A 23,229-nucleotide genomic window follows, 5' to 3' on the forward strand; every position below is an offset into this window, starting at 1 on the left:
AAATAACCGTTAATGCGGTTCGCCGGCGCGGTAGATCCGCTGTGGGCGGCCGACCTTGCCGTAAATGATCTCGGCGCGCAGCTGCTGTGCGGCGGTACAAAACTCCAGATAACGGCGCGCGGTGGTGCGGCTGAGCCCCATTTTTTGCGCAACGCTTTCAGCGGTGTGGCGCGCGGCGGGTTCGGCGAACAGCGCGCGGATCTTGCCCAGCGTCAGCTCGTCGATGCCGGCGGGCAGCGCCGCCTGCTGCTCGCCGCGGGCATAGGTGTTGAACATCTCGTCGATGCGGCGCTGGTTGAGGCGCGCTTTGTCCTTCAGCGCTTCGCGGCGTTGGCTGAAGCGCTGCAGGGTCTGGCTCAGCCGGTCATAGGCCAGCGGTTTGATCAGGTAGTCGAACACGCCGTAACGCAACGCCTCGGCCACGGTGGCCATGTCGCTGGCGGCGGTGATGAACACGATGCCGCCGCGATACCCGCTCAGCGTCAGTTCGCGCAGCAGGGTGATGCCCTGGCCGTCCGGCAGAAAGTTGTCCAGCAGAATCAGGTCCGGCTTGAAGCGCTCGGTCATGGCGCGCGCCTGCGCCAGGGTGCCGGCCAGCCAAATCTGGCGGCAGCCGCCGTTCTGGCGGATAAACTCCGCGTGCATTTCCGCCAGCGGCGTTTCGTCTTCAACGATCAGGATGTTCAGCCATTCCATAATGAAACCTACTATTGCAATCAAGATGCTAAATGAATGTAAGTAAACTGCGGCGCCAAATAAAGATTATCTCAATAATAAACACCATAAGATTAATTAAGCAAATAAAGAACATTAAATAACTTATTAACCGGGAACGGTTTGTGAAATAGGTCAATAATCGGCGTTTTTTTTCTGTTTACCATTGCTTTATCGAACGCGAAGCGGCGTTTATCTCCATGGTTTTTAAGGTTTTAATTATCCTTGTTGATGTTAATTAAAATGCCTTTTTGTATTTAACTTGTTGTTTGTCAGTTAACCCAGAGAGCGTGTTATGTTAGGCGATGCCGTATTTAATCGGGTAAAGCGATCGGATCATAAAGCGATTTCGGAAATAAGCGCCTTCTTGCGCAGTAACGATCTGAATATCGACACCACGGTTGAAATATTTATTACCGTTACCCAGCACGACAAATTGGTCGCCTGCGGCGGTATCGCCGACAATATTATCAAATGCGTCGCCATCAGTCCGCTGATGCGTGGCGAAGGGTTGGCGCTGGCGCTGGCGACCGAGCTGGTGAACCTGGCCTACGAGCGCCATCACACTCAGCTGTTTATCTACACCAAGGTGCAGAACGAGCCGCTGTTCCGCCAGTGCGGTTTCTACCCGATCGCCACCGTGCCGGGCATCGTGGTGCTGATGGAAAACAGCCCGTGTCGCCTGAAGCGCTACGCCGCCCAACTGGCGAGCCAACGTCGGCCGGGCGATACCATCGGCAGCATCGTGATGAACGCCAACCCCTTCACCCGCGGGCATCAGTATCTGGTGCGTCAGGCGGCCAAACGTTGCGACTGGCTGCACCTGTTTCTGGTGAAGGAAAACACCTCGCGCTTCAGCTATGAAGACCGGCGCCGGCTGGTGCTGGCCGGCACCGCCGATATTCCCAACCTCACGGTACACGAAGGCTCGCAGTACGTGATCTCGCGCGCCACCTTCCCCTGTTACTTCATCAAGGATCAGGGCGTGGCCGACGACTGTTACACCGAAATCGATCTGAAGATCTTCCGCCAGTATCTGGCGCCCGCGCTGGGCATTACCCACCGCTTTGTCGGCAACGAGCCGTTCTGCGCGGTGACCGCGAAGTACAACCGCGACATGCGCTACTGGCTGGAAACGCCGGCGCTGCCCAGCCCGCCGATCGCGCTGGTGGAAATCGAGCGTTTGCAATATCAGGGCACGGCGATCTCCGCCTCCTGGGTGCGCAAGCTGCTGGCGGCGGGGGACTTCCACGCCGCCGCGCCGCTGGTACCGCCGGACACCCTGTACTACCTGCAGGATCTGCAAACGCAGCGCCGGGCCAAGGCGGCCCCGCATCCTTTTGAGTCCGCACAATCAGGTGAATGATGAAAATTATCCGAGAAGCAATGGCCGGCACGCTGGAATCCAGCGATGTCATGGTGCGCATCGCGCCCGCCGAGGGGCCGCAGCACGATCTGTTGATCGCCAGCAGCGTGGAAAAACAGTTCGGCGCGGCGATACGCCACACCCTGCTGGAGGTGCTGCAGCGCTATGAGGTGGAGCCGGTGCAGGTGATCGTCGACGACAAGGGGGCGCTGGACTGCGTGCTGCGCGCCCGGCTGGAAACCGCGCTGATGCGCGCCTGCGAGGGCGGCCAACTGCCGTGGGAGGCGAAAGATGAAAACGCTGAATAAAACCCGGCTGCGCCGCAGCATGCTGTTCGTTCCCGGCGCCAATGCGGCGATGGTCAGCAATGCCTTTATCTACCAGGCCGACGCCCTGATGTTCGATCTGGAAGACTCGGTGATCCTGCGTGAAAAAGACGCGGCGCGCCGGCTGGTGTACCACGCGCTGCAGCACCCGCTGTACCAGGAGGTGGAAACCATCGTGCGCGTCAATGCGCTCGACTCCGCCTACGGCCTGGCGGACTTGCAGGCGGTGGTGCGCGGCGGCGCGGACATCGTGCGCTTGCCGAAGACCGACAGCGCGCAGGACGTTGTCGACATGGAGCGCGAGATTGCCGCCATCGAAGCGGCCTGCGGCCGGCCGGTCGGCAGCACCGGGCTGCTGGCGGCGATCGAATCGGCGCAGGGCATCACCAACGCGGTGGCGATCGCGCACGCTTCGCCGCGGCTTATCGGCATCGCGCTGGGGGCGGAAGACTACGTGCGCAACCTGCGCACCGAGCGCTCGCCGGAGGGCATCGAGCTGCTGTTCGCCCGTTGTTCGCTGCTGCAGGCGGCGCGCGCCGCCGGCATTCAGGCGTTCGACACCGTCTATTCCGACGCCAATAACGAAGCCGGCTTCCTGCAGGAAGCGGCGCTGATCAAACAGCTCGGCTTCGACGGTAAATCGCTGATTAACCCGCGCCAGATTGAGCTGCTGCACAACCTGTACGCGCCGACCGCCAAAGAGGTGGCGCACGCGCAGCGGGTGGTGGACGCCGCCGAAGCGGCGGAGCGGGAAGGGCGCGGCGTGGTGTCGCTCAACGGAAAAATGGTCGACAGCCCGGTGATTGAACGCGCCCGGCTGGTGCTGGAGCGCGCCGCGCTGTCCGGCTTGCGGGAAGAACCGGCGCAGCACGGGGAGGAAGCATGATGAACCGCCAACAACGATTGATGACCTTCGCCAACCCGGCGGATCTGCCGGGCTATCAGGACGTGTCCAAAGCCAACCTGCAGGCGCGCAAACCGCGCGATCTCAAGCTGTGCGACTCCTTGCAGGAAGCGGTGCGCCGCAGCGGACTGCAGGACGGCATGACCATCTCCTTCCACCATGCGTTTCGCGGTGGCGATTTGACCCTCAATCAGGTGATGGAGACGCTGGCGGCGATGGGGTTCCGCAACCTGACGCTGGCCTCCAGCTCGCTGACCGACTGCCATGCGCCGCTGGTTGAGCATATCCGCCACGGCGTGGTGAGCCGCATTTACACCTCCGGGCTGCGCGGCCCGTTGGCGGACGCCGTTTCGCGCGGCCTGTTGGCGGAGCCGGTGCAAATTCACTCGCACGGCGGCCGGGTCAACCTGATCGAGTCCGGCGAGCTGAAGATAGACGTGGCCTTCCTCGGCGTGCCGGCCTGCGATGAGTTCGGCAACGCCAACGGCTACAGCGGTGAAGCCTGCTGCGGCTCGCTCGGCTATGCGCGGGTGGACGCCGAGGCGGCGGGCACCGTGGTGCTGCTGACCGAGCAGCTGGTGCCGTATCCGCATCATCCCGCCAGCCTGGCGCAGGATCGGGTGGATCTGATCGTGCAGCTGGAGCGGGTGGGCGATGCCGACAAAATCGGCGCCGACGCCACGCGCATGACTTCGAACCCGCGCGAGCTGCTGATCGCCCGCCGCGCCGCCGAGGTGATCGCCGGTTCCGGCTACTTCACCGAAGGGTTCTCGCTGCAAACCGGCACCGGCGGCGCCTCGCTGGCGGTGACCCGGTTCCTGGAGGATAAGATGCGCGCCCGCGGCATTCGCGCCGCGTTCGCCCTCGGCGGCATCACCTCGACCATGGTGGATCTGCACGAGAAAGGGTTGATCGGCAAGCTGCTGGACGTGCAGAGCTTCGATCGGGCGGCGGCGACCTCGCTGGCGCGCAACCCGCGCCATATCGAAATCAGCGCCAACCAGTACGCCAACTTCAGCTCCAAGGGCGCGTCGGTCGATCGGCTCGACGTGGTGGTGCTGAGCGCGCTGGAAATCGACACCGGCTTCAACGTTAACGTGCTGACCGGCTCCGACGGGGTGCTGCGCGGCGCGTCCGGCGGCCACTGCGACACCGCCGCCGCCGCGCGGCTGGCGATCATTGTCGCGCCGTTGGTGCGCGGGCGCATCCCGACGCTGGTGGAGCAGGTGACCACCTGCGTCACGCCGGGCTCCAGCATCGACATTCTGGTGACCGACCACGGCATCGCCGTCAACCCGGCGCGGCCGGAGCTGGCGCAGCGCCTGCGGGAGGCTGGGCTCGAGGTGGTGAGCATTGACTGGCTGCGCGCCCGCGCGCTGCAGCTGACCGGCGAACCGCAGCCGATCGCGTTTACCGACAAGGTGGTGGCGGTGGTGCGCTACCGCGACGGCTCGGTGATCGACGTGGTGCATCAGGTGGCGGAGTAACCGATGGCCGCCGTCGATCACCAACTGGCCGCCGAACGCGCGGTCAGCCTGCCGGAGCTGCTCACCAGCCGCGAATGCCGCCAAGCGCGCCAGCAGGCGTGGCTGGCGCAGCACGAGTGCACGCTGCTGGTGCTGACGCTGGTGGTGCCCGGCCCGGTGAAGGACAGCGCGTTGACGCGCGGCATCTTCAACCTGGGGTGGGCGGCGCTGCTGCGGCTGTGCGCCGAACAGGGTTGGCCCAGCCCGCAGGCCGAGGCGCTGGCGCTCGCCACCGGTTGCGAAGGGTTTGTGGCGCTGCGCGCCGATGCCCAGCGGGTGAAAGACTGCGCCATGCAGCTGGAGGTGAGCCGCCCGATCGGCCGACTGTGGGATATCGACGTGCTGGATACGCAGGGGCGCATTTTGTCGCGCCGCGACATCGGCCTGCCGGAACGGCGCTGCCTGCTGTGCGGCCAACCGGCCAAGATCTGCGCCCGCCAGCGGAGGCATAGCAGCGAGCAGCTGCTGCATGAAATGGAAAGGATGTTCAACGATGCGATCTCTGCCGATTAATCCACCCGCCCGTCACACCGAGCCGGCCTGCGGCTTCGCCCGCGCCGCTTTCCGCGCGCTGCTGGTGGAGGTCAACCTCACGCCCAAACCGGGGCTGGTGGATCGCCATAACACCGGCGCTCACCGCGACATGGATCTCGGGCACTTCTACCGCAGCGCCCGCGCCATCGGCGTGTGGCTGCCGCGCTTTATCCAACGCGGGCGCGAAGACGCCGTTTTGCCGGCAGAGCAGCAGCTGGCGCGGCTGCGGCCGCTTGGCCTGGCCTGCGAAAACCAGATGTTTCGCGCCACCGGCGGCATTAACACCCACAAGGGCAGCGTGTTCTCACTCGGGTTGCTGTGCACCGCCTTCGGCCGCCTGCAGCAGCAAGGGCAAGCCATCGGCGCGGAGGCGCTGTGCGCCGAGGTGGCGGCGATGTGCAGGGGGCTGGTGGAGCGTGAGCTGCGGCGCAACAACGCCGGGCAGACCGCCGGCCAGCGGCTGTTCGCCGCGCACGGGCTGAGCGGCGCACGCGGCGAGGCGGAGTCCGGTTTTCGGTTGGTGCTTGACGGCGCGCTGCCGCTGTATCGGCAACGGCTGGCCGCCGATGGCGACGAACAGCGGGCGCTGCTGGACAGCCTGCTGTGGCTGATGGCCCACAACGACGACACCAACGTCGCCTCGCGCGGCGGCCTGCACGGGCTGCGCTGGCTGCGGCGCCGGGCGGCCTGGCTGCTGGCGCAGGGCGGCTCGGCCGGGGAGGCGGGCCTGGCGCGCCTGCAACGCTTCGATGCCGACTGCATCGCCCGTAACCTCAGCCCCGGCGGCAGCGCCGACCTGTTGATAGTGACCTGGCTGCTGGCGCAGCTGGGTGCCCAAGAATAATAACCAAGCCTTCAGGAGAGTCCCTATGTCCCAAACCCAGGAAAAGATCTGGAAAGCGATAGCGCCGCTGGCGGTGCTCGCGATCCTGTTATTGATACCGGTGCCCGACGGCATGCCGCCGCAGGCCTGGCACTACTTCGCCATCTTCGTGGCGATGATCGTCGGCATGATTCTGGAGCCGATCCCGGCCACCGCCATCAGCTTTATCGCGGTGACCGTCAGCGTGCTCAGCGCCAACTGGGTGCTGTTCGGCGCGCAGGAGCTGGCGGAGCCGGGCTTCAAGGCCGGTAAAGAGGCGCTGAAATGGGGGCTGGCGGGCTTCTCCAGCACCACCGTCTGGCTGGTGTTCGGCGCCTTTATCTTCGCGCTGGGCTACGAGGCCACCGGGCTGGGGCGGCGCATCGCGCTGTTCCTGGTGAAGTTCATGGGCAAGCGCACGCTGACGCTGGGCTATGCGGTGGTGATCATCGATATCCTGCTGGCGCCGTTCACGCCGTCCAACACCGCGCGCACCGGCGGCACGGTGTTCCCGGTGGTGAAAAACCTGCCGCCGCTGTTCGATTCTTTCCCTAACGATCCCTCCTCGCGCCGCATCGGCGGTTACCTGATGTGGATGATGGTGGTCGGCACCAGCATCAGCTCCTCGATGTTCGTCACCGGCGCCGCGCCGAACGTTTTGGGCATCGAGTTCGTCGGCAAGATTGCCGGGGTGCACATCAGCTGGATGCAGTGGTTCCTGGCGTTCCTGCCGGTCGGCCTGCTGCTGCTGATCATCGCGCCGCTGATCTCCTACTACCTGTACAAACCGGGCGTGACCCACAGCAGCGAAGTGGCCGCCTGGGCGGATACCGCGCTGGGGGAAATGGGCAAGCTGACGCGCAAGGAGTACACCCTGATCGGCCTGGTGCTGCTCAGCCTGTGTCTGTGGGTGTTCGGCGGCAAAATGCTGGACGCCACCGCGGTATGCCTGCTGGCGGTGTCGCTGATGCTGGCGCTGCACGTGGTGTCGTGGAAAGAGATCACCAAATACTCCAGCGCCTGGAATACGCTGGTTAACCTGGCGACGCTGGTGGTGATGGCCAACGGCCTGACGCGTTCCGGCTTTATCGACTGGTTCGCCCAGACCATGAGCACCCACCTGGACGGCTTCTCGCCGAACATGACGGTGGTGGCGCTGGTGCTGGTGTTCTACTTCGCCCACTACCTGTTCGCCAGCCTGTCGGCGCACACCGCCACCATGCTGCCGGTGATCCTGGCGGTCGGCAAAGGGCTGCCGGGCGTGCCGATGGAACAGCTGTCGATGCTGCTGGTGCTGTCGATCGGTATCATGGGCGTGCTGACGCCGTACGCCACCGGGCCGGGGGTGATCATCTACGGCTGTGGCTACGTGAAATCGAAAGACTACTGGCGCCTGGGCGGCATTCTCGGCGTGGTGTACATCGCCGCGCTGCTGCTGATCGGCTGGCCGATCATGAGCCTGTGGTACTGAGTTGAAGCCACGCGGCCACCGCCCGGTGGCCGCGGTTACGATCCTTTCCCGTGAACCCTGTCACACACTTGTCACACTAACCCCGCCATCATACGCAGGCAAACGCTAACACCTTAAAAATAATCATTTTCCGGGAGCCTCTGCGGATGAGAAAAAAAACGTTATTGCTGTGCCTGCCTTTGTTATTCACCGGGAATGCGCTGGCGGACGCCGGCGGTTATCAACTGGAGCAGGTGCTGGTGATGAGCCGCCATAACCTGCGTGCGCCGCTGGCCAACAACGGCAGCGTGTTGGCGCAGTCCACGCCGAAGGCTTGGCCGGCCTGGGAAACGCCGGGCGGCCAGCTGACCACCAAGGGCGGGGTGCTGGAAGTGTATATGGGGCACTACTTCAACGCCTGGCTGAAGCAGACCGGCCTGTTGCCGCAAGAGGGCTGCCCGACCGCCGGCAGCGTGTACGTCTACGCCAACAGCCTGCAGCGCACGGTGGCCACTGCGCAGTTCTTCAGCAACGGTGCGTTCCCTGGCTGCGACGTCAGCGTGCACCATCAGGACAAGATGGGCGAGATGGATCCGACCTTCAACCCGATCATCACTGACACCAGCGAAGCCTTCAACCAGCAGGCGCTGGCGGCGATGAACGCCGCGCTGGGATCGCTGAAGCTGGACGCGGCTTACCAACAGCTGGCGAAGATCATCGACTACAAGGATTCCGCCGCCTGCAAGACCGACAAACACTGTGACCTGACCAAAGAAGCCAGCGTGATGAGCGCGGTGCCGGGCAAAGAGCCGGGCGTCTCCGGCCCGCTGCGGGTGGGCAACTCGCTGGTGGACGCCTTTATGCTGCAGTATTACGAAGGTTTCCCGATGAAAGAGGTGGCCTGGGGCAAAATCGCCACCCCGCATCAGTGGCAGCAGCTGGCGCAGTTGAAAGACGGCTATCAGGATTCGCTGTTCACCTCGCCGGTGGTGGCGCAAAACGTCGCCAAACCGCTGCTGACCTACATCAACAACGCGCTGCTGGGCGAGCGCAAACCGGACGCGCCGAAGTTGACGGTGCTGGTCGGCCACGACTCCAATATCGCCTCGCTGCTGTCGGCCATGCAGTTCCAGCCGTATCAGCTGCCGCAGCAGTACGAGAAAACGCCGATCGGCGGCAAACTGGTGTTCCAGCGCTGGCGCGACGCGCAGAACGACCGTGAATTGCTGAAGATTGAGTACGTCTATCAGTCCACCGAACAGCTGCGCAAGGCGACGCCGCTGACGCTGCAAACCCCGCCGCAGCGCGTGAAGCTGGCGCTGAAAGGCTGCCCGATCGACAAAGACGGCTTCTGTGCCTGGAGCGATTTCGAAAAGACCATGAAAGGCATCTTGTAATGCCCGGCCTCTCTTCCGATCGCGGGGGAGAGGCTTCTCCCCATCCCGGATAACGCGCCGCCATGCCGGCCTTAACGCCATTTATTTTGCCCAGGGTCATTGTTGCAGGCCGGTTCGGGGGCTAACATCATCAGCCTGCCTGCTTATCATGGATATCGCCGTTGCCCACTTTTATCCGCAATATCGAATTTTTCACGCCGGACGGCTATCCGGGCCAGGTCGCGCGCTGCCATTTTGCGCTGGCGGAGTATCGCGACGAGAGTTTTCCCGAGGCGGGCTTTGCGCTGCCGGACCACCTGGCGCGCGCGGTGCCGAAACGCCGTGCGGAGTATCTGGCCGGGCGTGTTCTGGCGCGGCAGCTGCTGGCGCCGCTCGGTTTCGCCGACTTCACCCTGGCGCGCGGCGAAGATCGCGCGCCGCAGTGGCCGCCGGGCATCGCCGGGGCGCTGAGCCATAATTCGCATACCGCGCTGTGTGCCGTACACCCTGAGCGCGGGCTGGGTGGCGTTGGGTTGGATGTGGAGACGCTGCTCTCCTACGTGCGGGCGGAGGAGCTGTGGGGGGCGATCGTTTCGGCGGGGGAGCGCGAGGCGTTGCTGCGCGAGGCGCTGCCGTTCAACGAACTGCTGACGCTGACGTTTTCCGCCAAAGAGAGCCTGTTCAAGGCGCTTTATCCGCAGGTGCGCTGTTACTTCGATTTTCTCGATGCGCGCATGGTCGCCGTGGATGTGCAGAGACAGACGTTTGTATTAGCGTTGCTTAAGACCTTGACGCCAAATTGCCCCGCCGGCCGCCGGTTTAACGGGCGTTTTTGGCGTGAAGGTGACGATGTCACGACCTTTATTTTTTGCTAAAACACAATAATAACAGTGTGTTATTTCTTGCTTCGCCGTAACGCGGATGTGCCGCGGCGGGCGGAAAGATTCATTCATCGGAGATTGACCCACGGTGGGGATCCGGTGTAATTTATTCTCCTTTTATAGCTAATGATAATTATTCGCATAAACATTATCATTGGTGGGGCGCAACAAAGGAGTGGTCTTGTGGCGACACTGACGACAGAAAACCAAACCTTCTCCGGGTTTGAGTACGCCGAACAATCGACCTTTTTGTACCGGTCCGAATTCCGGTCCCTCTCCGCCGACGGCGTGTTTGAGCGTATCGAGACGCCGGCGTTCGGCGGCGAGCAGGAAGGCAGCGCGCTGGCGCAGCATATTCGCCAGGCGCTGGCGCGCGCCAAAGCCGCCGGCCAAGAGACGCCGGTGGTGGTGGGCGCCATTCCGTTCGATACGCGCCGGCCTTCCTGCCTGTACGTGCCTGAAAACTGCCAGTTTGTCGCCAACGACAGCTTTACCCGCGCCGCGCGCCCGATGCTGCAACAGCCGCATCGCCTGGCCGCCTGCACCAGCATTCCGGACGAACCGCGCTTCAAGCACGCGGTGGCGGAAGCGGTCAGCCGCTTTAAACAAGGCAAGCTGGACAAGGCGGTGCTGTCGCGCATCCTCGACATCGAGCTGGAGCAGCCGGTGGCGGGTCACCAGATCCTCAATAACCTGATGGTGCAGAACCCGACCGGTTATCACTTTTCCCTGCCGTTGGCCGATGGCGGCGTGCTGATCGGCGCCAGCCCGGAGCTGCTGATCCGCAAGCAGGGCGGCGAGATCCACACCAACCCGCTGGCGGGTTCGGCGCGCCGTCAGGACGATCCGCAGCAGGATCGCCTCGGCAGCGAGCGCCTGATGCGCTCGACCAAAGACAAATACGAACACAAGCTGGTGATCGACGACATCCGTCGGCACCTGGCACCGCTGTGCGCCAGCCTGAGCGTGCCCAGCGGCCCGTCGTTGCTCAGTACCGGCACCATGTGGCATTTGTCCACCCGCATTCGCGGCGAGCTGCTGAACCCGAATCTCAACGTGATGCAGTTGGCCTGTCTGCTGCATCCGACGCCGGCGCTGTGCGGCTTCCCGACCGAGAGCGCCCGCCAACTGATCGCCGATCTGGAACCGTACGATCGCGGCCTGTTCAGCGGCATCGTCGGCTGGTGCGACGCCAACGGCGACGGCGAGTGGGCGATCGTCATCCGCAGCGGCCTGCTGCGCGGCAACCAGGTGCGGCTGTTCGCCGGCGCGGGTATCGTCGCCGCCTCGACGCCGCAGTCCGAGTGGCTGGAAACCGCCGCCAAACTGGGCACCATGCTCAACGCTTTCGGCCTGAACAGCGGCGCGCTGTAGGGCCTCTTTGCGGCGCAGCGCGCGCCGCATCCTATCCTTTTCGCAGGAGACAACGATGAACAACAACATGACCCGGCTGTGCGCCCGGATGGCGGTGTGCGCATGAGTATTCAGATGGATTTCACCGGCAAACGCGTGTGGGTGACCGGCGCGGCGCGCGGCATCGGCGAGCAGATCGCCCGGCATTTTTTAACGCAGGGTGCCGAGGTGGTGGGGTTTGACCGCGAGTTTGCCAATCCGGATCTGCCTTACCCTTGCGTGACGCTGGACATCAGCCGGCCGGAGCAGGTGGAGGCGGTGTGCCGCCAACAGCTGGCGGAGAACCCGCAACTGGACGTGTTGGTCAACGCCGCCGGCATTCTGCGCATGGGCAATACCGAAGATCTGAGCGTGGATGACTGGCACCAGTGCATCAACGTCAATGCCTCGGGGGCGTTTTACCTGTTCCGCGCCGTGCTGCCGCACTTCAAGGCGCAGCGCAGCGGAGCGATCGTCAGCATCGGCTCCAACGCCGCGCACGTACCGCGCGCGCAGATGGCGGCCTACTGCGCCTCCAAGGCGGCGCTGACCAGCCTGAACCACTGCGTGGGGCTGGAAATGGCGCCGTTCGGCGTGCGGTGCAATCTGGTGTCGCCGGGCTCGACCGACACGCCGATGCAGCGCGGCATGTGGCAAACCGACGATGCACAGCAACGCACCATCGCCGGCTTCCCCGAGATGTTCAAGCTGGGGATCCCGCTGGGTAAAATCGCTCGCCCGGACGAGATCGCCAACGCGGTGTTGTTCCTGGCCTCCGACCTGGCCAGCCACATCACCATGCAGGACATCGTGATCGACGGCGGCGCCACGCTGGCCGCCTGAGTCAGACCCGCTGGCGGCGCAGCAGGTGCTGCGCGCCTTCCGCCGCCAGCAGCAGCACCGCCAGCCAGATCGCCAGATAGGTTGGCCATTCGCTTTGGCTGATGCTCTCGCCGAGCAGCAGCGCGACGATCACCAGCAGCACCGGTTCCACATAGCTCAGCAGGCCGAACAGGCTGAACGGCAGCAGGCGGCTGGCGAGGATATAACACACCAATGCCACGGCGCTGATGACGCCGAGTAGCGGAATGCGCCAATACAGCTCGGCATTGATCGGCAACGCCGCCGCGCCGCCGTCGCCGAAGGCGAACCAGGCCGCCGCCGGCAGCATCAGCGCCAGCTCGCACCACAGCCCGCCGAGATTATCGGTGCCGAAACGCCGCCGCAAAATAAAGTAGAGCGGATAGCCCAGCGCCACCACCAGCGTCGGCCATGATACGCCGCCCGCCTGATACAGCTCATTGCCCACCCCCACCATGGCGCACGCCACCGCCAGCTTTTGCAGCAGCGACAGCCGATCGCGGTAGATCAAACGGCCCGCCAGCACCATGGTCAGCGGCAGCAGAAAATAGCCGAGCGATACGTCGAGCGCCTTGCCGTGCAGCGGCGCCCACAGGAACAGCCACAGCTGCACCCCCAGCAGCGCCGAGGTGAGCAGCAGGCCCAGCAGGCGCTGCGGCCGTTGGCCGATCCCGACCAGCGTGTCGCTCACCCTGCGCCAATCGCCGGACAGCGCCATGAACAGCGTCAGGAACGGCAGCGTCAGCAGCGTGCGCCAGCCGTAGACCTGCTCGCCGTTCAGCGGGGTGAGGGTAGAGGTGAAGTAATACATCGCGCCGAACAAGATGGAGGCGACGACCGAAAGAGTGATGCCCTTAATCACACGCATTCCTGGTGAGTGATTGATTTTATGGCGGCTACTGTAGAGAAATTTGCCGCTAACGACAATGGCGTTGCCGGGCGCTGGACAATCGGCGGCGGCGGGTTACAATGACTACTGTGTATTCATACAGGATATGGCGATGACAATCGATCTTTTTGAAGACGCGCTGCCGCCGCCGTGGCGCGAAGAGATCGCCCCCGGCGCGGTGGTGATGCACGGCTTCGTGCGCGATCACGGGCCGGAACTGCTGGCGGCGGTGCAGGGCGTGGTGGCCCAGGTGCCGTGGCGGCATTTGACCACGCCCGGCGGGCACGTGATGTCGGTGGCGATGAGCTGGTGCGGCAACGGCTGGACCAGCGACAGCCGCGGCTACCGCTATTCGGAACGCGACACGCGCAGCGGCAAACGCTGGCCGCCGATCCCGCCGATCCTGATGGCGTTGGCGGACGAAGCCGCGCAGCAGGCGGGCTTTGGCCCCTTCGTGCCGGATTCCTGTTTGATGAACCGTTACGATCCGGGCAGCAAGTTGTCGCTGCATCAGGATAAAGACGAACACGACTTCGGCGCGCCGATCGTCTCGGTATCGCTCGGGCTGCCGGCGGTGTTTCAGTTCGGCGGCCTGCAACGCAGCGACCGGGCGCAGCGCATCCCATTGGCGCACGGCGACGTGGTGGTGTGGGGCGGCCCATCGCGGCTCTGTTTTCACGGCATTCTGCCGGTCAAGGAAGGCTACCACTCGCTGGTGGGGCCGCACCGCATCAACATCACGCTACGCAAGGCGCTTTAACGGCGGCTCCTGCGCCAGGCAGGCGACGAGATAGTCGATAAACACCCGCAGTTTGGGCGGCAGATACTGGTTGGGCGCGTAAAGCAACCACAGGCCGCCGTGATAGCTGCTGAGGAAATCCCATTCCGGCAACACCTGCACGATCTCGCCGTCGTCGAGCGCCTGGCGAGCGGTAAAATACGGCAGGCTGCCGATGCCGATATGCCGTTTCACCGCGTCCAGCCGCACGCCGGTGTGGTTGGCGGCGTAGCGACCGCGCACGTTGACCGTCACCGTTTTGCCGCTGCGGCGGAACTTCCATTGCGCATCGCTCGGCGTCTCTCCCAGATAGATGCAGCTGTGCGCCGCCAGATCGTGCGGGTGCTGCGGCGTGCCGTGCTGCGCCAGGTAGTGCGGCGTGGCGCACAGCAGATGGTCTATTCTCATCAACTGGCGGCCGATCAACCCGGGCGACGGGCGATCGGTAATGCGCAGCGCCAGATCGACCCGATCGTCGATCAAATCCATGTAGCGATCTTCCAGCCGCAGCCTCACGTCCACCTTTGGGTAGCGGCGCAGGAACTCCGGCATGTGCGGATGCAGCACAAAGCGGCCCACCGCTTTGGGTACGCTGACGCTGACCAGACCTTCGGGCTCCACGGCGCCGCGCCCGCCGATCGCCATGACCGCGTCGGCCGCCGCCAGCAGGGTGCGGCAGTGCGCAAACGCCTCTTCGCCGCTTTCGCTCAGCCGCAGTTTGCGGGTGGTGCGGTGCAGCAGCTGCAGCGCCAGCGCCTGCTCGAGCTTCGCCACGCTGCGGCTGACGGCGGAAGGCGAAGTGCCCAGCTTGCGGGCGGCGGCGGAAAAACTGCCGCTCTCTACCACCTGAACGAAAATGGCCATTTCGGGCAACAGCGCGTAAGAAAGATTTGTGCTCATGACGCAAAGGTCCATTGTGATGGCGGCGGATTATGCTCCGATTATGACATGAATATAATGGCTCTTCGAACCGAGGAGAAAAATGATGACCGAACGACGTTATTACTACAGCGACGATTTACAGGGCCAGGCACGGGTGTTGAGCTGCGCGCCGGCCGAGGCGGGCGCTTACGCCGTGGAGCTGGACGCCACGCTGTTCCACCCGCAGGGCGGCGGCCAGCCGTCCGATGTGGGAGCGTTAGACGGCGTCACCGTGCTACGGGTGCAGCAGCAGGGGGATTCCGTGGTGCACTTTACCGCCGCGCCGCTGCCGATCGGGCCGGTCACGATGCAAATCGATGAAGCGCAGCGTCGGCTGCACGCCCGTTGGCACTCCGGCGGGCATCTGATCGGCTGGCTGGGCGAAACCCGGGGGTGGCGGCCGGTCAAGGCGCATCATTGGCCGGGGGAAGGGCGCATCACTTTCGCGCCGGGATCGGATGCGCAGACGATAGAAGCGGACTTTTTGCAGGCGGAGCTGGCGCGCTTGATAGCCGCCGATTTACCGCGCCGCCAGCAGGCGGTGGACGGTTTGCGCCAGATCGGTTTCGGCGAGCTGCCCGCCTACGGCTGTGGCGGCACCCATGTCGCCGCGCTGGGCGAGGTGGGCGCGATCGCGATCACCGGCATAAAGATGAAGAAAGGGCAGTTGAATGTGCAGTATGAGCTGGGTTGAATAAGGGAGTGCGGCTCAACGCCCGGCCTGCCGCAGCTGGGTGCAGAATGCGCATTGACATCCCGCTACCGGCACTGCCGCGCAGCTGCCGATGTTCACCGGCTGGGCGTCCATGGCGTGAAAGCCGTAAAACAGATTTTCGATGTTTTGTTCCGCCGCGCGCGCCTGTTCCGGGCGCGGTTCGGGCACTTTTGACTGAAACGCCGCGGCCTTGCCGGCCAACAGGCTGAGAAACAGCAGCGACAGCTGGATTTTCATCGTCGTCTTCCTTTGGCTGAGGTTTTGATACTTTATAACAAAATGCATTCGTCGCCAAGCGACGCGTCTTGTGCGATTTATACCATTGGTTAGCGAAATTAGTTCGTTCAATTCCCCGCCGATTTGGTTTGTTATCTAACCCATAACTTTCAGAAATAATATGGGTGCGGCGCGAATGTTTAAGTTTTCTTTCAAGGTATTAACCGGTGGAATAGCGGTGGCGTTAGGAGGGGCGGCGGCGATGAGCCCGGCGTTGGCGGCGGTGCAGGGCGGCACGCTGATCTACCTCGAACAGCAGGCGCACACCAATCTTTATCCGCCTTCCGGTGGGTTTTACCCCAACGGCGGTATTCTCAATCAGATCACCGATAAGCTGACTTACCAGAACCCCAAGACGCTGGAAATTGAACCCTGGATCGCCGAGTCCTGGAGCAGCAACGCCGACAAAACCGAATATACCTTCAAGCTGCGCCCCGGCGTGACTTTCTCCGACGGCACGCCACTGGACGCCAACGCGGTGGCGAAGAACTTCGACACTTACGGGCTGGGCAACAAGGAGAAACGCCAGCCGGTTTCCGAGGTAATCAATAACTACCAGCGCAGCGAAGTGGTGGATCCGCTGACGGTTAAATTCTACTTCACGCGGTCGTCGCCGGGTTTCCTGCAGGGCACCGCCACTATTGGCTCCGGGCTGGTATCGCTCGGCACGTTGAACCGCAGCTACGACGAACTGGGCGATGCGCGCCATATCATCGGTTCCGGTCCGTTTGTGGTCAGCGGCGAAACGCTGGGGCGTGAGGTCGAGCTCAGCGCCCGCAAGGATTATGACTGGGGGCCGGCCAAATCGCCCCAACAAGGGCGAGCTAATCTGGACGGCATCAAGGTGATCGTCACCGGTGAGGACAGCGTGCGCATCGGTGCGCTGCAGGCCGGGCAGGCGGATTTTATCCGCCAGATCCAGGCCTATGACGAGAAGCAAACGCAGGATCAGGGCTTTATCATTTATGCCGCACCGACGCGCGGCGTCAACGACAGCATCGCTTTCCGGCCGGATAACCCGCTGGTGGCCGATCTGCGCGTGCGTCAGGCGCTGCTGCATGCCACCGACAGCAAACAGATCGTCGATACGCTGTTCTCCGCCAACTACCCGCAGGCCAAATCGGTGATCGCCTCCTCGGCCGCCGGCTTTGTCGATCTGTCCGACAAGCTGAAATTTGACCCGCAGCAGGCTAACCGGCTGTTGGATGAAGCGGGTTGGAAAAAGGGCGGCGACGGGCTGCGGGAAAAGGACGGCAAGAAGCTGGTGCTGACGGTGTATGAATCGTTGCCGCAGCCGCAGAACAAGGCGGTGTTGCAGCTGGTTTCTCAGCAGTGGGGGAAGGTCGGCGCGCGGCTGAACATTCTGGCGGGCGACGCCGGCAGCCGGGTGGCGGATAATCTCGACCCACAGAAAACCCCGGCGACGGTGGTGGAGGTGGGGCGCGCCGATCCGGACGTGATCAAAAGTCAGTTTTATCCAACCAATCGCGATGGGCTGCTGCAGAAGGGCGGTACCAGCAGCAACAGCAATTTTAGCGATGACAAGCTGAACGCCCTGCTGCTCGGCATTGCCTCCGAGGTTGACGCGCAAAAGCGCCTGCAGACAGCCGGTGAGGCGCAAAACTACCTGATTGACCAGGCCTACGTGATCCCGTTTTTTGAGGAGCCGCAGGTGTTCGCCGGCGCGCCTTATTTGAAGGGGGTGAGCTTCGAAGCGGTCGGCCGCCCGAGCTTCTACGGCGCCTGGTTAGAGAAACATTAAGGGGGCGCAATGAAGCGATATCTGGCAGGGCGCATCGGGCAGGCGGCATTGGTGCTGTGGGCGGCCTTTACCCTGTCGTTCCTCCTGCTGCAGGTGCTGCCGGGCGATGCGATCCTGATCAAATTCCAGAACCCGGACATGGGGCTGAGCCCGGCGCAGATCGCCGACATGCGCGCGGCCTATGGCGCGGATGTCCCCTTGTGGCGGCAGTATCTGCATACCCTGGGCAGCGTGCTGCATGGCGATTTGGGCTTCTCAATGCAGGCCGGGGTGCCGGTTACCGCGCTGCTGGCGGCTAATCTGCCCGCCACGCTGCAGTTGGCGGTACTGGGCTTTGCGGTGGCGTTGCTGCTGGCGCTGATTATCGCTTTTGCTTCCAACCTGACCGGCTTCGGCTGGCTGCGTTCGGCGCTGCAGATGCTGCCGTCGCTGTTCGTTTCAGTGCCCACCTTCTGGCTGGGCATTGTGCTGATTCAGCTCTTTTCGTTCCGCCTGAAGCTGATCCCGATCATTAACCCCGGCGAGTGGCAGGGGTTGATTTTGCCGATCGCGACGCTGGCGCTGCCGATCTCTGCGCCGTTGGCGCAAATTCTGATCCGCAGCATCGATGCGGTGCAAACCCAGCCGTTCGTCGCGGTGGCGCGGGCCAAGGGCGCCAGCCGCAGCGGGGTGCTATGGCGGCATGTGGCGCGCAACGCCATGCTGCCGGCGCTGACCATCGCCGGCATGCTGTTCGGCGAACTGATCGCCGGGGCGCTGATCACCGAAACCGTGTTTGGCCGCAGCGGCCTGGGGCAATTAACCCAGCAAGCGGTGGTCAACCAGGATGTGGCGGTGCTGCAGGCGATAGTGCTGATCTCGGCCACCGCTTTCGTCATCATCAATTTGCTGGTGGATCTGCTGTTCCCACTGCTGGATCCGCGGCTGAAAACCCAGGCAGGAGCATCCCTATGAGCAGTATCTCCTTTGAAAAAGCCACGGTTCCTGAGCGCGATCTGTCCGGCGCTGAAAGTGAAGGCGCGCTGCCCGCCAGTCGTCCGAGCCGCCGCCGTGTCCCCCTGACGCTTTTTCTGGCCTGGGCGGTCATTGCGCTGGTGGTGCTGTGGGCGTTGGCGCCGCAGCTGTTTACCGCCTATAGCGGCACCGAAGGCATTGCCGGCGCGCAGCGGCTGGCGCCCGGCGGTGACCATTGGCTTGGCACCGATCAGCTGGGACGCGACCTGTATGCGCGCATGGTGTACGGCGCGTCGCAAACCCTGGCCGGCGCGGTAGTGGCGGTGGCGCTGGGGTTGGTGTTCGGCACCGCGCTCGGCCTGATCGCCGGTGCGTTGGGCGGCGTGGCGGACGACGCGGTGATGCGCGTCGTCGATGTGCTGTTGTCGATCCCCGGCCTGCTGCTGTCGCTGAGCATTATCATCCTGCTTGGTTTCGGTACGGTCAACGCCGCCATCGCGGTGGGTGTCACTTCAGTTGCCAACTTTGCCCGTCTGGCACGGGCGGAAGTGGTGCGAGTGCGGCACAGCGATTACGTTGAAGCGGCCTACGGCAGCGGCGGTAGCTTTTGGGCGGTGCTGTGGCGGCATATCCTGCCGAACTCGCTGACTTCGGTGATCGCCTTCTCGGCGCTGCAGTTCGGCAGCGCGATCCTGGCGATCGCCACCCTGAGTTTCCTCGGTTACGGCACTCCGCCGCCAACCCCGGAATGGGGGCTACTGATCGCCGAAGGGCGCAACTACATTTCCACCGCCTGGTGGCTGACCACCTTCCCGGGCATTGTGGTGGTGGCGGTGGTGTTGGCGGCTAACCACATCAGCCGTTCGCTGGGAGGAAAAGCGCGATGAGCATGCAAGCGGCATGGCAACGGGCGGCGCGGCCGCCGGTACTGGCGCTGGACAAGGTTTCCATCGCCTATGAGGGCAACGAAGGCAGGCGAAGGGTGGTGCATGAGGTGTCGTTCACGATTGAGCCGGGCGAGGTGGTGGCGCTGGTTGGCGAATCTGGTTCCGGCAAAACCACCACGGCGCAGGCGATCATCGGCTTGCTGGCCGACAACGGCCACCTTGAACAGGGCACCATCCGGCTGCACGGCACCGATATCGCCGGCTGGTCATCGCGGCGGCTGGATGCGGTGAGAGGGGCGCAAATCAGCCTGATCCCGCAAGATCCCGCCAGCTCGCTCAACCCGGTAAAAACCATCGGCGAGCAGGTGGCGGAGATCGTCAATATTCACCGCCGGTTGCCGCGCGCGCAGGTACAACAGCGGGTGACGGAACTGTTGACCCGCGTCGGGCTGACGCACCCGGAACTGCGGGCGCGCCAGTTTCCGCATCAACTTTCCGGCGGCATGAAGCAGCGGGTATTGATCGCCATCGCTATTGCGCTGCAGCCGGCGTTGATCATTGCCGACGAACCGAGTAGCGCGCTGGACGTGACGGTGCAAAAACGCATTCTCGATCTGATCGACGAGCTGCGGCGCGAATCTGGCACTGCAGTGTTGCTGGTGACGCACGATTTGGGCGTGGCGGCGGAACGCGCCGATCGACTGCTGGTGTTCCGCCACGGCCGGGTGCAGGAACAGGGGGCTACCGCCGAGGTGCTGCGCGCGCCTGCCAGCGCATACACCCGCAAACTGTTTGCCGATGTGCCTTCATTGAGCGGCGCCGTTGCGCCGCCGCCGAAACGCAGCGGGCAGCCGCCGGCGATCGTGGTTCAGGCGCTGGTGAAGGATTTTCGGCTGTCCGGCGGCCAGGGGTTCCGCGCGCTGGATAGTGTGTCGTTTAGCGTGCCGCGCGGCACCACCCATGCGTTGGTAGGAGAGTCTGGGTCGGGCAAAAGCACGCTGGCGCGTTGCCTGCTGGGCTTCGAGCGGCCGGATGCCGGGCAGATCCTGATCGACGGCGTCAACGTTATCGGTCTCAGGGGCGAAGCGCTGCGTCAGTTTCGGCAGCGCATTCAGCTGGTTTATCAGAATCCGTTCAGCTCGCTCGATCCCAAACAGACTCTCTATCGGGTGATTGAAGAACCGCTGCTGAATTTCGCGCCGATCGGCAAACCGGAGCGCGATCGGCGGGTGCGTGAGCTGTTCGAACGGGTTGCGCTGCCGCCCGATTTGCTGAACCGCAGGCCGCACGAGTTGTCCGGCGGCCAGCGTCAGCGGGTGGCGATTGCCCGCGCGCTGGTGCTGCAACCGCGAATATTGGTATTGGATGAGGCCACGTCGGCGCTCGACGTCACGGTGCAGGCGCAGATCCTGCATTTGTTGCAAGAGTTGCAGCAGGAGCGGGACCTGACCTACCTGTTTATTTCTCACGATCTGGCGACGGTGCGGCGGATTTCGCACAGCGTTTCGGTATTGCACCGCGGTGAACGGGTGGACGGCGGCGCCACCGCCGAGCTGTTCGCCATGCCGGGGAGCGATTACACCCGTCAATTGATCGCCGCCATTCCCGGCCGCGCATCGCATGCCGGACAGCCAAAATTTGAGGAGGCGATATGAGCGGAAAAAGACTCGGTTTCTTCACCCGATTGCTGGATCAGGGCAGCGCGCAGGAGCGCTACCGGCTGGCGATCGAACAGATCGTGCACGCCGAACGAGCCGGGTTCGACACCGCTTGGGTGGCGCAGCACCACTTTCATGCTGATGAGGGCGGTCTGCCATCACCGCTGGTGTTTTTGGCGCAGGCGGCGGCACGCACCCGCCGTATCCGGCTGGGCACCGGGGTGATCACGTTGCCGATGGAGTCGGCGCTGCGGGTGGCGGAAGACACTGCGGTGCTGGATCTGTTGTCCGACGGCAGACTGGAGGTGGGCGTGGCCGGCGGCGGCACGCCGTCTTCTTTCGCCGCTTTCGGTCTCGACGCCGGTCAGCGCAACACGGCATTCGCCGAGAATTTGCGCACGTTGCTGAGTGCCTGGCGCGCAGAGGCGTTGGGCGGCGAAGACAACCGGCTGTACCCGGCGGCGCCGCAGCTGGCGCAACGTGTCTGGCAGGCCACGTTCTCGGTGGAAGGGGGGGAACGGGCAGGCCGCGCCGGTGACGGCCTGATGCTGTCGCGCACGCAGCCGCGCCCCGCGGACGCGCCTGACCTGCCGCTGGACGAACTGCAGAATCCGATCATTGACGCTTATCTGGCGGCGCTGCCGCCAGGGGTGGCACCGCGCATCATGGGGTCGCGCACCGCGTTTGTCAGCGAGAACGGCCAGCAGGCGCGCGACTTCGCCACGGCCGGGTTGAGCCGTGGGCTGGAGCGTATGCGCGCCAGCGGCCACCGGTTGGCCGATACGTCGCTCGACGGCCTGATCCGCGCTTTCGACGTGCACTTGGGCACGCCAGATCAGGTGATAGCCTCGCTGCAACGGGACAGCGCGCTGGCGCGCGTCACCGATCTGGCGTTTCAGGTGCACTCTATCGATCCACCGCACGCCCATATTCTGCGTTCTATCGATCTTATCGCCCGCCACGTGGCCCCTGAACTGGGCTGGCGGCGCGGCACGCCTGCCGCTGCTTATGAATATCACGTTGAGGAAAAGCTATGACGACATTATCGCACCAGGTCGATCTGCTGGCCGAACTGGCCGAGATTGCGCCGGATTCCACGCTGGCGCAGGCCAGAGCCACCCGTCAGGCGGCGACCGATGCCGTTCAGTCCAGCTATCTGGCGCTGTTTGCGCCTGCGGACGCCGGCGATTTTCCGCTGGCGCAGCGGCTGCGCTTGGCTCAGCGCATCAGTGAATGGCACGGCGAGCCGCGCTTGGCCGCGCACTACGCTGCTCTGCTGGAACGTCAGGGCGACGCGCCGGAAGACGAGCGGCTGCCGCTGGCGTTGGCGCATGCAGAACGGTTGGCGTTTCAACCGGCCAACGCCAACGCCCAGCACTTGCAGGCGCTGCGGCAGGCCGGCTGGTCGCTGGACGCCATCGTCACATTGTCGCAGTTAATCGCCTTTGTCAGTTTCCAAAGCCGCTTGCTGCGGGGCTACCGGCTGTTGGGCGGCAAGACGGACGACGCTGCGGCGCATCAGCCGGTAACGGCCGGCCGCTGGCGTACGGAGCGCACGACGCGAGGCGGCCGTCACGCGCCGCCGGCGTTTACCCGGCAAGAACTGGGGTGGGAGCCGTGGATCGCCGCCAAACCGTTGGCGGAATTCGATGACGCCGGCCGGGCGTTGCTAGAGCGGTTTGGCCACGCCGATTCCGATTACTTCCGCCTGTTGGCGCGCAACCATCCGGTGCTGGAACAACGCACGCTGGCGGACCGGGCGATTTTTTATACCTCCGGCGGGTTGGCGCGGCAGGATCGCGAGCTGGCGGCAACGGTCGCCAGCAAGGTGAACGGCTGCATCTACTGCGCCTCGGTGCATGCGCGCAAGGCGGCGCAGCTGTCGAAGCGCGAAGCCGAGATAGATCGGTTGCTGGCGGTGGCGCCGGGCGGCGCGTTGAGCCAGGGGCAGGATGACGCCTGGCAAGCGCAGATAACCTTTGCCGCCGCACTATCCGCAACGCCGCCGCAGGCCGACGCCGGGCAGCTGGCGGCGTTGCGCGCTCAGGGCCTGGATGAGCTGGCGCTGTTGGATTTGGTGCAGGCGACGGCGTTTTTTGCCTGGGCCAACCGGTTGATGTTGACGCTGGGCGAACCTTATCTCTGATCCTCTTAACCGTTCAGGCGGCAGCGCCGTTGGCTGCCGCCTGAACGCGCT

At 64.0% G+C, this 23,229-nt stretch carries 23 protein-coding genes; 19 read left to right on the forward strand and 4 right to left on the reverse strand.

Annotated elements, in window-relative coordinates; all coding sequences use genetic code 11:
- Positions 1 to 9 precede the first annotated feature (9 nt).
- Entirely contained in the window at positions 10 to 696 is a 687-nt protein-coding gene (dpiA, locus tag ACJ8HA_RS01940; protein WP_004940807.1) for a two-component response regulator DpiA, read from the reverse strand.
- Between the two features lie 313 nt (positions 697 to 1,009).
- Between dpiA and citC the strand changes: the two genes are divergently transcribed.
- From citC to dhbA, 11 genes are all read left to right on the forward strand, one after another.
- Complete coding sequence (gene citC, locus ACJ8HA_RS01945) at positions 1,010 to 2,080, forward strand: [citrate (pro-3S)-lyase] ligase (protein WP_004940809.1); 1,071 nt, start codon at positions 1,010 to 1,012, stop codon at positions 2,078 to 2,080.
- Positions 2,080 to 2,388, forward strand: a complete 309-nt coding sequence (gene citD / locus ACJ8HA_RS01950) for a citrate lyase acyl carrier protein (protein WP_019452464.1) — start codon at positions 2,080 to 2,082, stop codon at positions 2,386 to 2,388. The genes citC and citD overlap by 1 nt, the downstream gene beginning before the upstream one ends.
- The gene (citE, locus tag ACJ8HA_RS01955) at positions 2,372 to 3,292 is read left to right on the forward strand and encodes a citrate (pro-3S)-lyase subunit beta (protein WP_016927085.1); all 921 of its coding nucleotides are present in this window, start codon (positions 2,372 to 2,374) and stop codon (positions 3,290 to 3,292) included. Before citD ends, citE begins: the two co-directional genes overlap by 17 nt.
- Positions 3,292 to 4,797, forward strand: coding sequence for a citrate lyase subunit alpha (gene citF, locus ACJ8HA_RS01960; RefSeq protein ID WP_004940815.1), 1,506 nt, complete (start codon positions 3,292 to 3,294; stop codon positions 4,795 to 4,797). The genes citE and citF overlap by 1 nt, the downstream gene beginning before the upstream one ends.
- 3 nt (positions 4,798 to 4,800) lie before the next feature.
- Positions 4,801 to 5,349, forward strand: coding sequence for a citrate lyase holo-[acyl-carrier protein] synthase (gene citX, locus ACJ8HA_RS01965; RefSeq protein ID WP_142590231.1), 549 nt, complete (start codon positions 4,801 to 4,803; stop codon positions 5,347 to 5,349).
- Positions 5,330 to 6,214: a triphosphoribosyl-dephospho-CoA synthase CitG gene (citG, locus tag ACJ8HA_RS01970; RefSeq protein WP_197813523.1), complete on the forward strand. Its 885-nt coding sequence runs from the start codon at positions 5,330 to 5,332 to the stop codon at positions 6,212 to 6,214. Before citX ends, citG begins: the two co-directional genes overlap by 20 nt.
- A gap of 25 nt (positions 6,215 to 6,239) precedes the next feature.
- Positions 6,240 to 7,703 carry an anion permease gene (locus tag ACJ8HA_RS01975; RefSeq protein WP_004940821.1) on the forward strand — a complete coding sequence of 488 codons (1,464 nt, stop codon included), beginning with the start codon at positions 6,240 to 6,242 and terminating at the stop codon, positions 7,701 to 7,703.
- 146 nt (positions 7,704 to 7,849) lie between these two features.
- The gene (gene agp / locus ACJ8HA_RS01980; protein WP_442515169.1) at positions 7,850 to 9,079 is read left to right on the forward strand and encodes a bifunctional glucose-1-phosphatase/inositol phosphatase; all 1,230 of its coding nucleotides are present in this window, start codon (positions 7,850 to 7,852) and stop codon (positions 9,077 to 9,079) included.
- 161 nt (positions 9,080 to 9,240) lie between these two features.
- Positions 9,241 to 9,933, forward strand: a complete 693-nt coding sequence (locus ACJ8HA_RS01985) for a 4'-phosphopantetheinyl transferase family protein (RefSeq protein ID WP_197813521.1) — start codon at positions 9,241 to 9,243, stop codon at positions 9,931 to 9,933.
- Between the two features lie 189 nt (positions 9,934 to 10,122).
- Positions 10,123 to 11,313 (forward strand): isochorismate synthase, encoded by a 1,191-nt coding sequence (locus ACJ8HA_RS01990; protein ID WP_197813519.1) that lies wholly within the window; start codon positions 10,123 to 10,125, stop codon positions 11,311 to 11,313.
- 102 nt (positions 11,314 to 11,415) lie between these two features.
- Positions 11,416 to 12,174: a 2,3-dihydro-2,3-dihydroxybenzoate dehydrogenase gene (gene dhbA, locus ACJ8HA_RS01995; RefSeq protein WP_025303452.1), complete on the forward strand. Its 759-nt coding sequence runs from the start codon at positions 11,416 to 11,418 to the stop codon at positions 12,172 to 12,174.
- 1 nt (position 12,175) lies between these two features.
- Here the strand turns inward: dhbA and rarD are convergent, their stop codons facing one another.
- Positions 12,176 to 13,054 carry an EamA family transporter RarD gene (gene rarD / locus ACJ8HA_RS02000; protein ID WP_049204989.1) on the reverse strand — a complete coding sequence of 293 codons (879 nt, stop codon included), beginning with the start codon at positions 13,052 to 13,054 and terminating at the stop codon, positions 12,176 to 12,178.
- 139 nt (positions 13,055 to 13,193) lie between these two features.
- Between rarD and alkB the strand changes: the two genes are divergently transcribed.
- Positions 13,194 to 13,841 carry a DNA oxidative demethylase AlkB gene (alkB, locus tag ACJ8HA_RS02005; RefSeq protein ID WP_043143158.1) on the forward strand — a complete coding sequence of 216 codons (648 nt, stop codon included), beginning with the start codon at positions 13,194 to 13,196 and terminating at the stop codon, positions 13,839 to 13,841.
- Here the strand turns inward: alkB and ACJ8HA_RS02010 are convergent.
- A complete protein-coding gene (locus tag ACJ8HA_RS02010; RefSeq protein ID WP_049208721.1) occupies positions 13,824 to 14,759 on the reverse strand; it encodes a LysR family transcriptional regulator in 936 nt (311 codons plus the stop codon). The two genes, alkB and ACJ8HA_RS02010, sit on opposite strands and share 18 nt — an antisense overlap.
- 85 nt (positions 14,760 to 14,844) lie before the next feature.
- Here ACJ8HA_RS02010 and ACJ8HA_RS02015 point away from each other — a divergent pair, with 85 nt between their 5' ends.
- Positions 14,845 to 15,474 carry an alanyl-tRNA editing protein gene (locus tag ACJ8HA_RS02015; RefSeq protein WP_442515265.1) on the forward strand — a complete coding sequence of 210 codons (630 nt, stop codon included), beginning with the start codon at positions 14,845 to 14,847 and terminating at the stop codon, positions 15,472 to 15,474.
- A gap of 15 nt (positions 15,475 to 15,489) precedes the next feature.
- Here ACJ8HA_RS02015 and ACJ8HA_RS02020 read toward each other — a convergent pair whose 3' ends face one another.
- Positions 15,490 to 15,732, reverse strand: coding sequence for a hypothetical protein (locus ACJ8HA_RS02020; protein WP_025303447.1), 243 nt, complete (start codon positions 15,730 to 15,732; stop codon positions 15,490 to 15,492).
- 241 nt (positions 15,733 to 15,973) lie between these two features.
- Between ACJ8HA_RS02020 and ACJ8HA_RS02025 the strand changes: the two genes are divergently transcribed.
- Genes ACJ8HA_RS02025 through ACJ8HA_RS02050 form a run of 6 tightly spaced genes read left to right on the forward strand, consistent with a single transcriptional unit; the run spans position 15,974 to position 23,178 of the window.
- Positions 15,974 to 17,533: a TIGR04028 family ABC transporter substrate-binding protein gene (locus ACJ8HA_RS02025; protein ID WP_421117544.1), complete on the forward strand. Its 1,560-nt coding sequence runs from the start codon at positions 15,974 to 15,976 to the stop codon at positions 17,531 to 17,533.
- Positions 17,534 to 17,542: 9 nt separating this feature from the next.
- On the forward strand, positions 17,543 to 18,487 hold the full coding sequence (locus ACJ8HA_RS02030) for an ABC transporter permease (RefSeq protein ID WP_049208728.1): 945 nt from the start codon (positions 17,543 to 17,545) through the stop codon (positions 18,485 to 18,487).
- Positions 18,484 to 19,374, forward strand: coding sequence for an ABC transporter permease (locus ACJ8HA_RS02035; protein ID WP_060447887.1), 891 nt, complete (start codon positions 18,484 to 18,486; stop codon positions 19,372 to 19,374). Before ACJ8HA_RS02030 ends, ACJ8HA_RS02035 begins: the two co-directional genes overlap by 4 nt.
- Positions 19,371 to 21,029 carry a dipeptide ABC transporter ATP-binding protein gene (locus ACJ8HA_RS02040; RefSeq protein WP_049203573.1) on the forward strand — a complete coding sequence of 553 codons (1,659 nt, stop codon included), beginning with the start codon at positions 19,371 to 19,373 and terminating at the stop codon, positions 21,027 to 21,029. Before ACJ8HA_RS02035 ends, ACJ8HA_RS02040 begins: the two co-directional genes overlap by 4 nt.
- Positions 21,026 to 22,069 carry a putative FMN-dependent luciferase-like monooxygenase gene (locus ACJ8HA_RS02045; RefSeq protein ID WP_043143170.1) on the forward strand — a complete coding sequence of 348 codons (1,044 nt, stop codon included), beginning with the start codon at positions 21,026 to 21,028 and terminating at the stop codon, positions 22,067 to 22,069. The genes ACJ8HA_RS02040 and ACJ8HA_RS02045 overlap by 4 nt, the downstream gene beginning before the upstream one ends.
- Positions 22,066 to 23,178, forward strand: coding sequence for an alkylhydroperoxidase domain protein (locus ACJ8HA_RS02050; protein ID WP_049203570.1), 1,113 nt, complete (start codon positions 22,066 to 22,068; stop codon positions 23,176 to 23,178). Before ACJ8HA_RS02045 ends, ACJ8HA_RS02050 begins: the two co-directional genes overlap by 4 nt.
- Positions 23,179 to 23,229 lie beyond the last annotated feature (51 nt).

It is taken from the genome of Serratia sp. CY33802 (genome assembly GCF_052169095.1).
In the GTDB taxonomy this organism is placed as follows: domain Bacteria; phylum Pseudomonadota; class Gammaproteobacteria; order Enterobacterales; family Enterobacteriaceae; genus Serratia; species Serratia bockelmannii.

Bases quoted from the DNA above. Each gene is read 5' to 3' on its own strand.
- citE (WP_016927085.1), top strand. From the start codon at position 2,372: ATGAAAACGCTGAATAAAACCCGGCTGCGCCGCAGCATGCTGTTCGTT.
- citD (WP_019452464.1), top strand. From the start codon at position 2,080: ATGAAAATTATCCGAGAAGCAATGGCCGGCACGCTGGAATCCAGCGAT.
- citC (WP_004940809.1), top strand. From the start codon at position 1,010: ATGTTAGGCGATGCCGTATTTAATCGGGTAAAGCGATCGGATCATAAA.
- ACJ8HA_RS02040 (WP_049203573.1), top strand. From the start codon at position 19,371: ATGAGCATGCAAGCGGCATGGCAACGGGCGGCGCGGCCGCCGGTACTG.
- citG (WP_197813523.1), top strand. From the start codon at position 5,330: ATGCGATCTCTGCCGATTAATCCACCCGCCCGTCACACCGAGCCGGCC.
- ACJ8HA_RS02010 (WP_049208721.1), bottom strand. From the start codon at position 14,759: ATGAGCACAAATCTTTCTTACGCGCTGTTGCCCGAAATGGCCATTTTC.
- alkB (WP_043143158.1), top strand. From the start codon at position 13,194: ATGACAATCGATCTTTTTGAAGACGCGCTGCCGCCGCCGTGGCGCGAA.
- ACJ8HA_RS02025 (WP_421117544.1), top strand. From the start codon at position 15,974: ATGAGCCCGGCGTTGGCGGCGGTGCAGGGCGGCACGCTGATCTACCTC.
- ACJ8HA_RS02050 (WP_049203570.1), top strand. From the start codon at position 22,066: ATGACGACATTATCGCACCAGGTCGATCTGCTGGCCGAACTGGCCGAG.
- ACJ8HA_RS02035 (WP_060447887.1), top strand. From the start codon at position 18,484: ATGAGCAGTATCTCCTTTGAAAAAGCCACGGTTCCTGAGCGCGATCTG.
- ACJ8HA_RS01975 (WP_004940821.1), top strand. From the start codon at position 6,240: ATGTCCCAAACCCAGGAAAAGATCTGGAAAGCGATAGCGCCGCTGGCG.
- ACJ8HA_RS02045 (WP_043143170.1), top strand. From the start codon at position 21,026: ATGAGCGGAAAAAGACTCGGTTTCTTCACCCGATTGCTGGATCAGGGC.
- dhbA (WP_025303452.1), top strand. From the start codon at position 11,416: ATGAGTATTCAGATGGATTTCACCGGCAAACGCGTGTGGGTGACCGGC.
- ACJ8HA_RS02020 (WP_025303447.1), bottom strand. From the start codon at position 15,732: ATGAAAATCCAGCTGTCGCTGCTGTTTCTCAGCCTGTTGGCCGGCAAG.
- dpiA (WP_004940807.1), bottom strand. From the start codon at position 696: ATGGAATGGCTGAACATCCTGATCGTTGAAGACGAAACGCCGCTGGCG.
- ACJ8HA_RS02030 (WP_049208728.1), top strand. From the start codon at position 17,543: ATGAAGCGATATCTGGCAGGGCGCATCGGGCAGGCGGCATTGGTGCTG.
- citX (WP_142590231.1), top strand. From the start codon at position 4,801: ATGGCCGCCGTCGATCACCAACTGGCCGCCGAACGCGCGGTCAGCCTG.
- agp (WP_442515169.1), top strand. From the start codon at position 7,850: ATGAGAAAAAAAACGTTATTGCTGTGCCTGCCTTTGTTATTCACCGGG.
- ACJ8HA_RS02015 (WP_442515265.1), top strand. From the start codon at position 14,845: ATGACCGAACGACGTTATTACTACAGCGACGATTTACAGGGCCAGGCA.
- citF (WP_004940815.1), top strand. From the start codon at position 3,292: ATGAACCGCCAACAACGATTGATGACCTTCGCCAACCCGGCGGATCTG.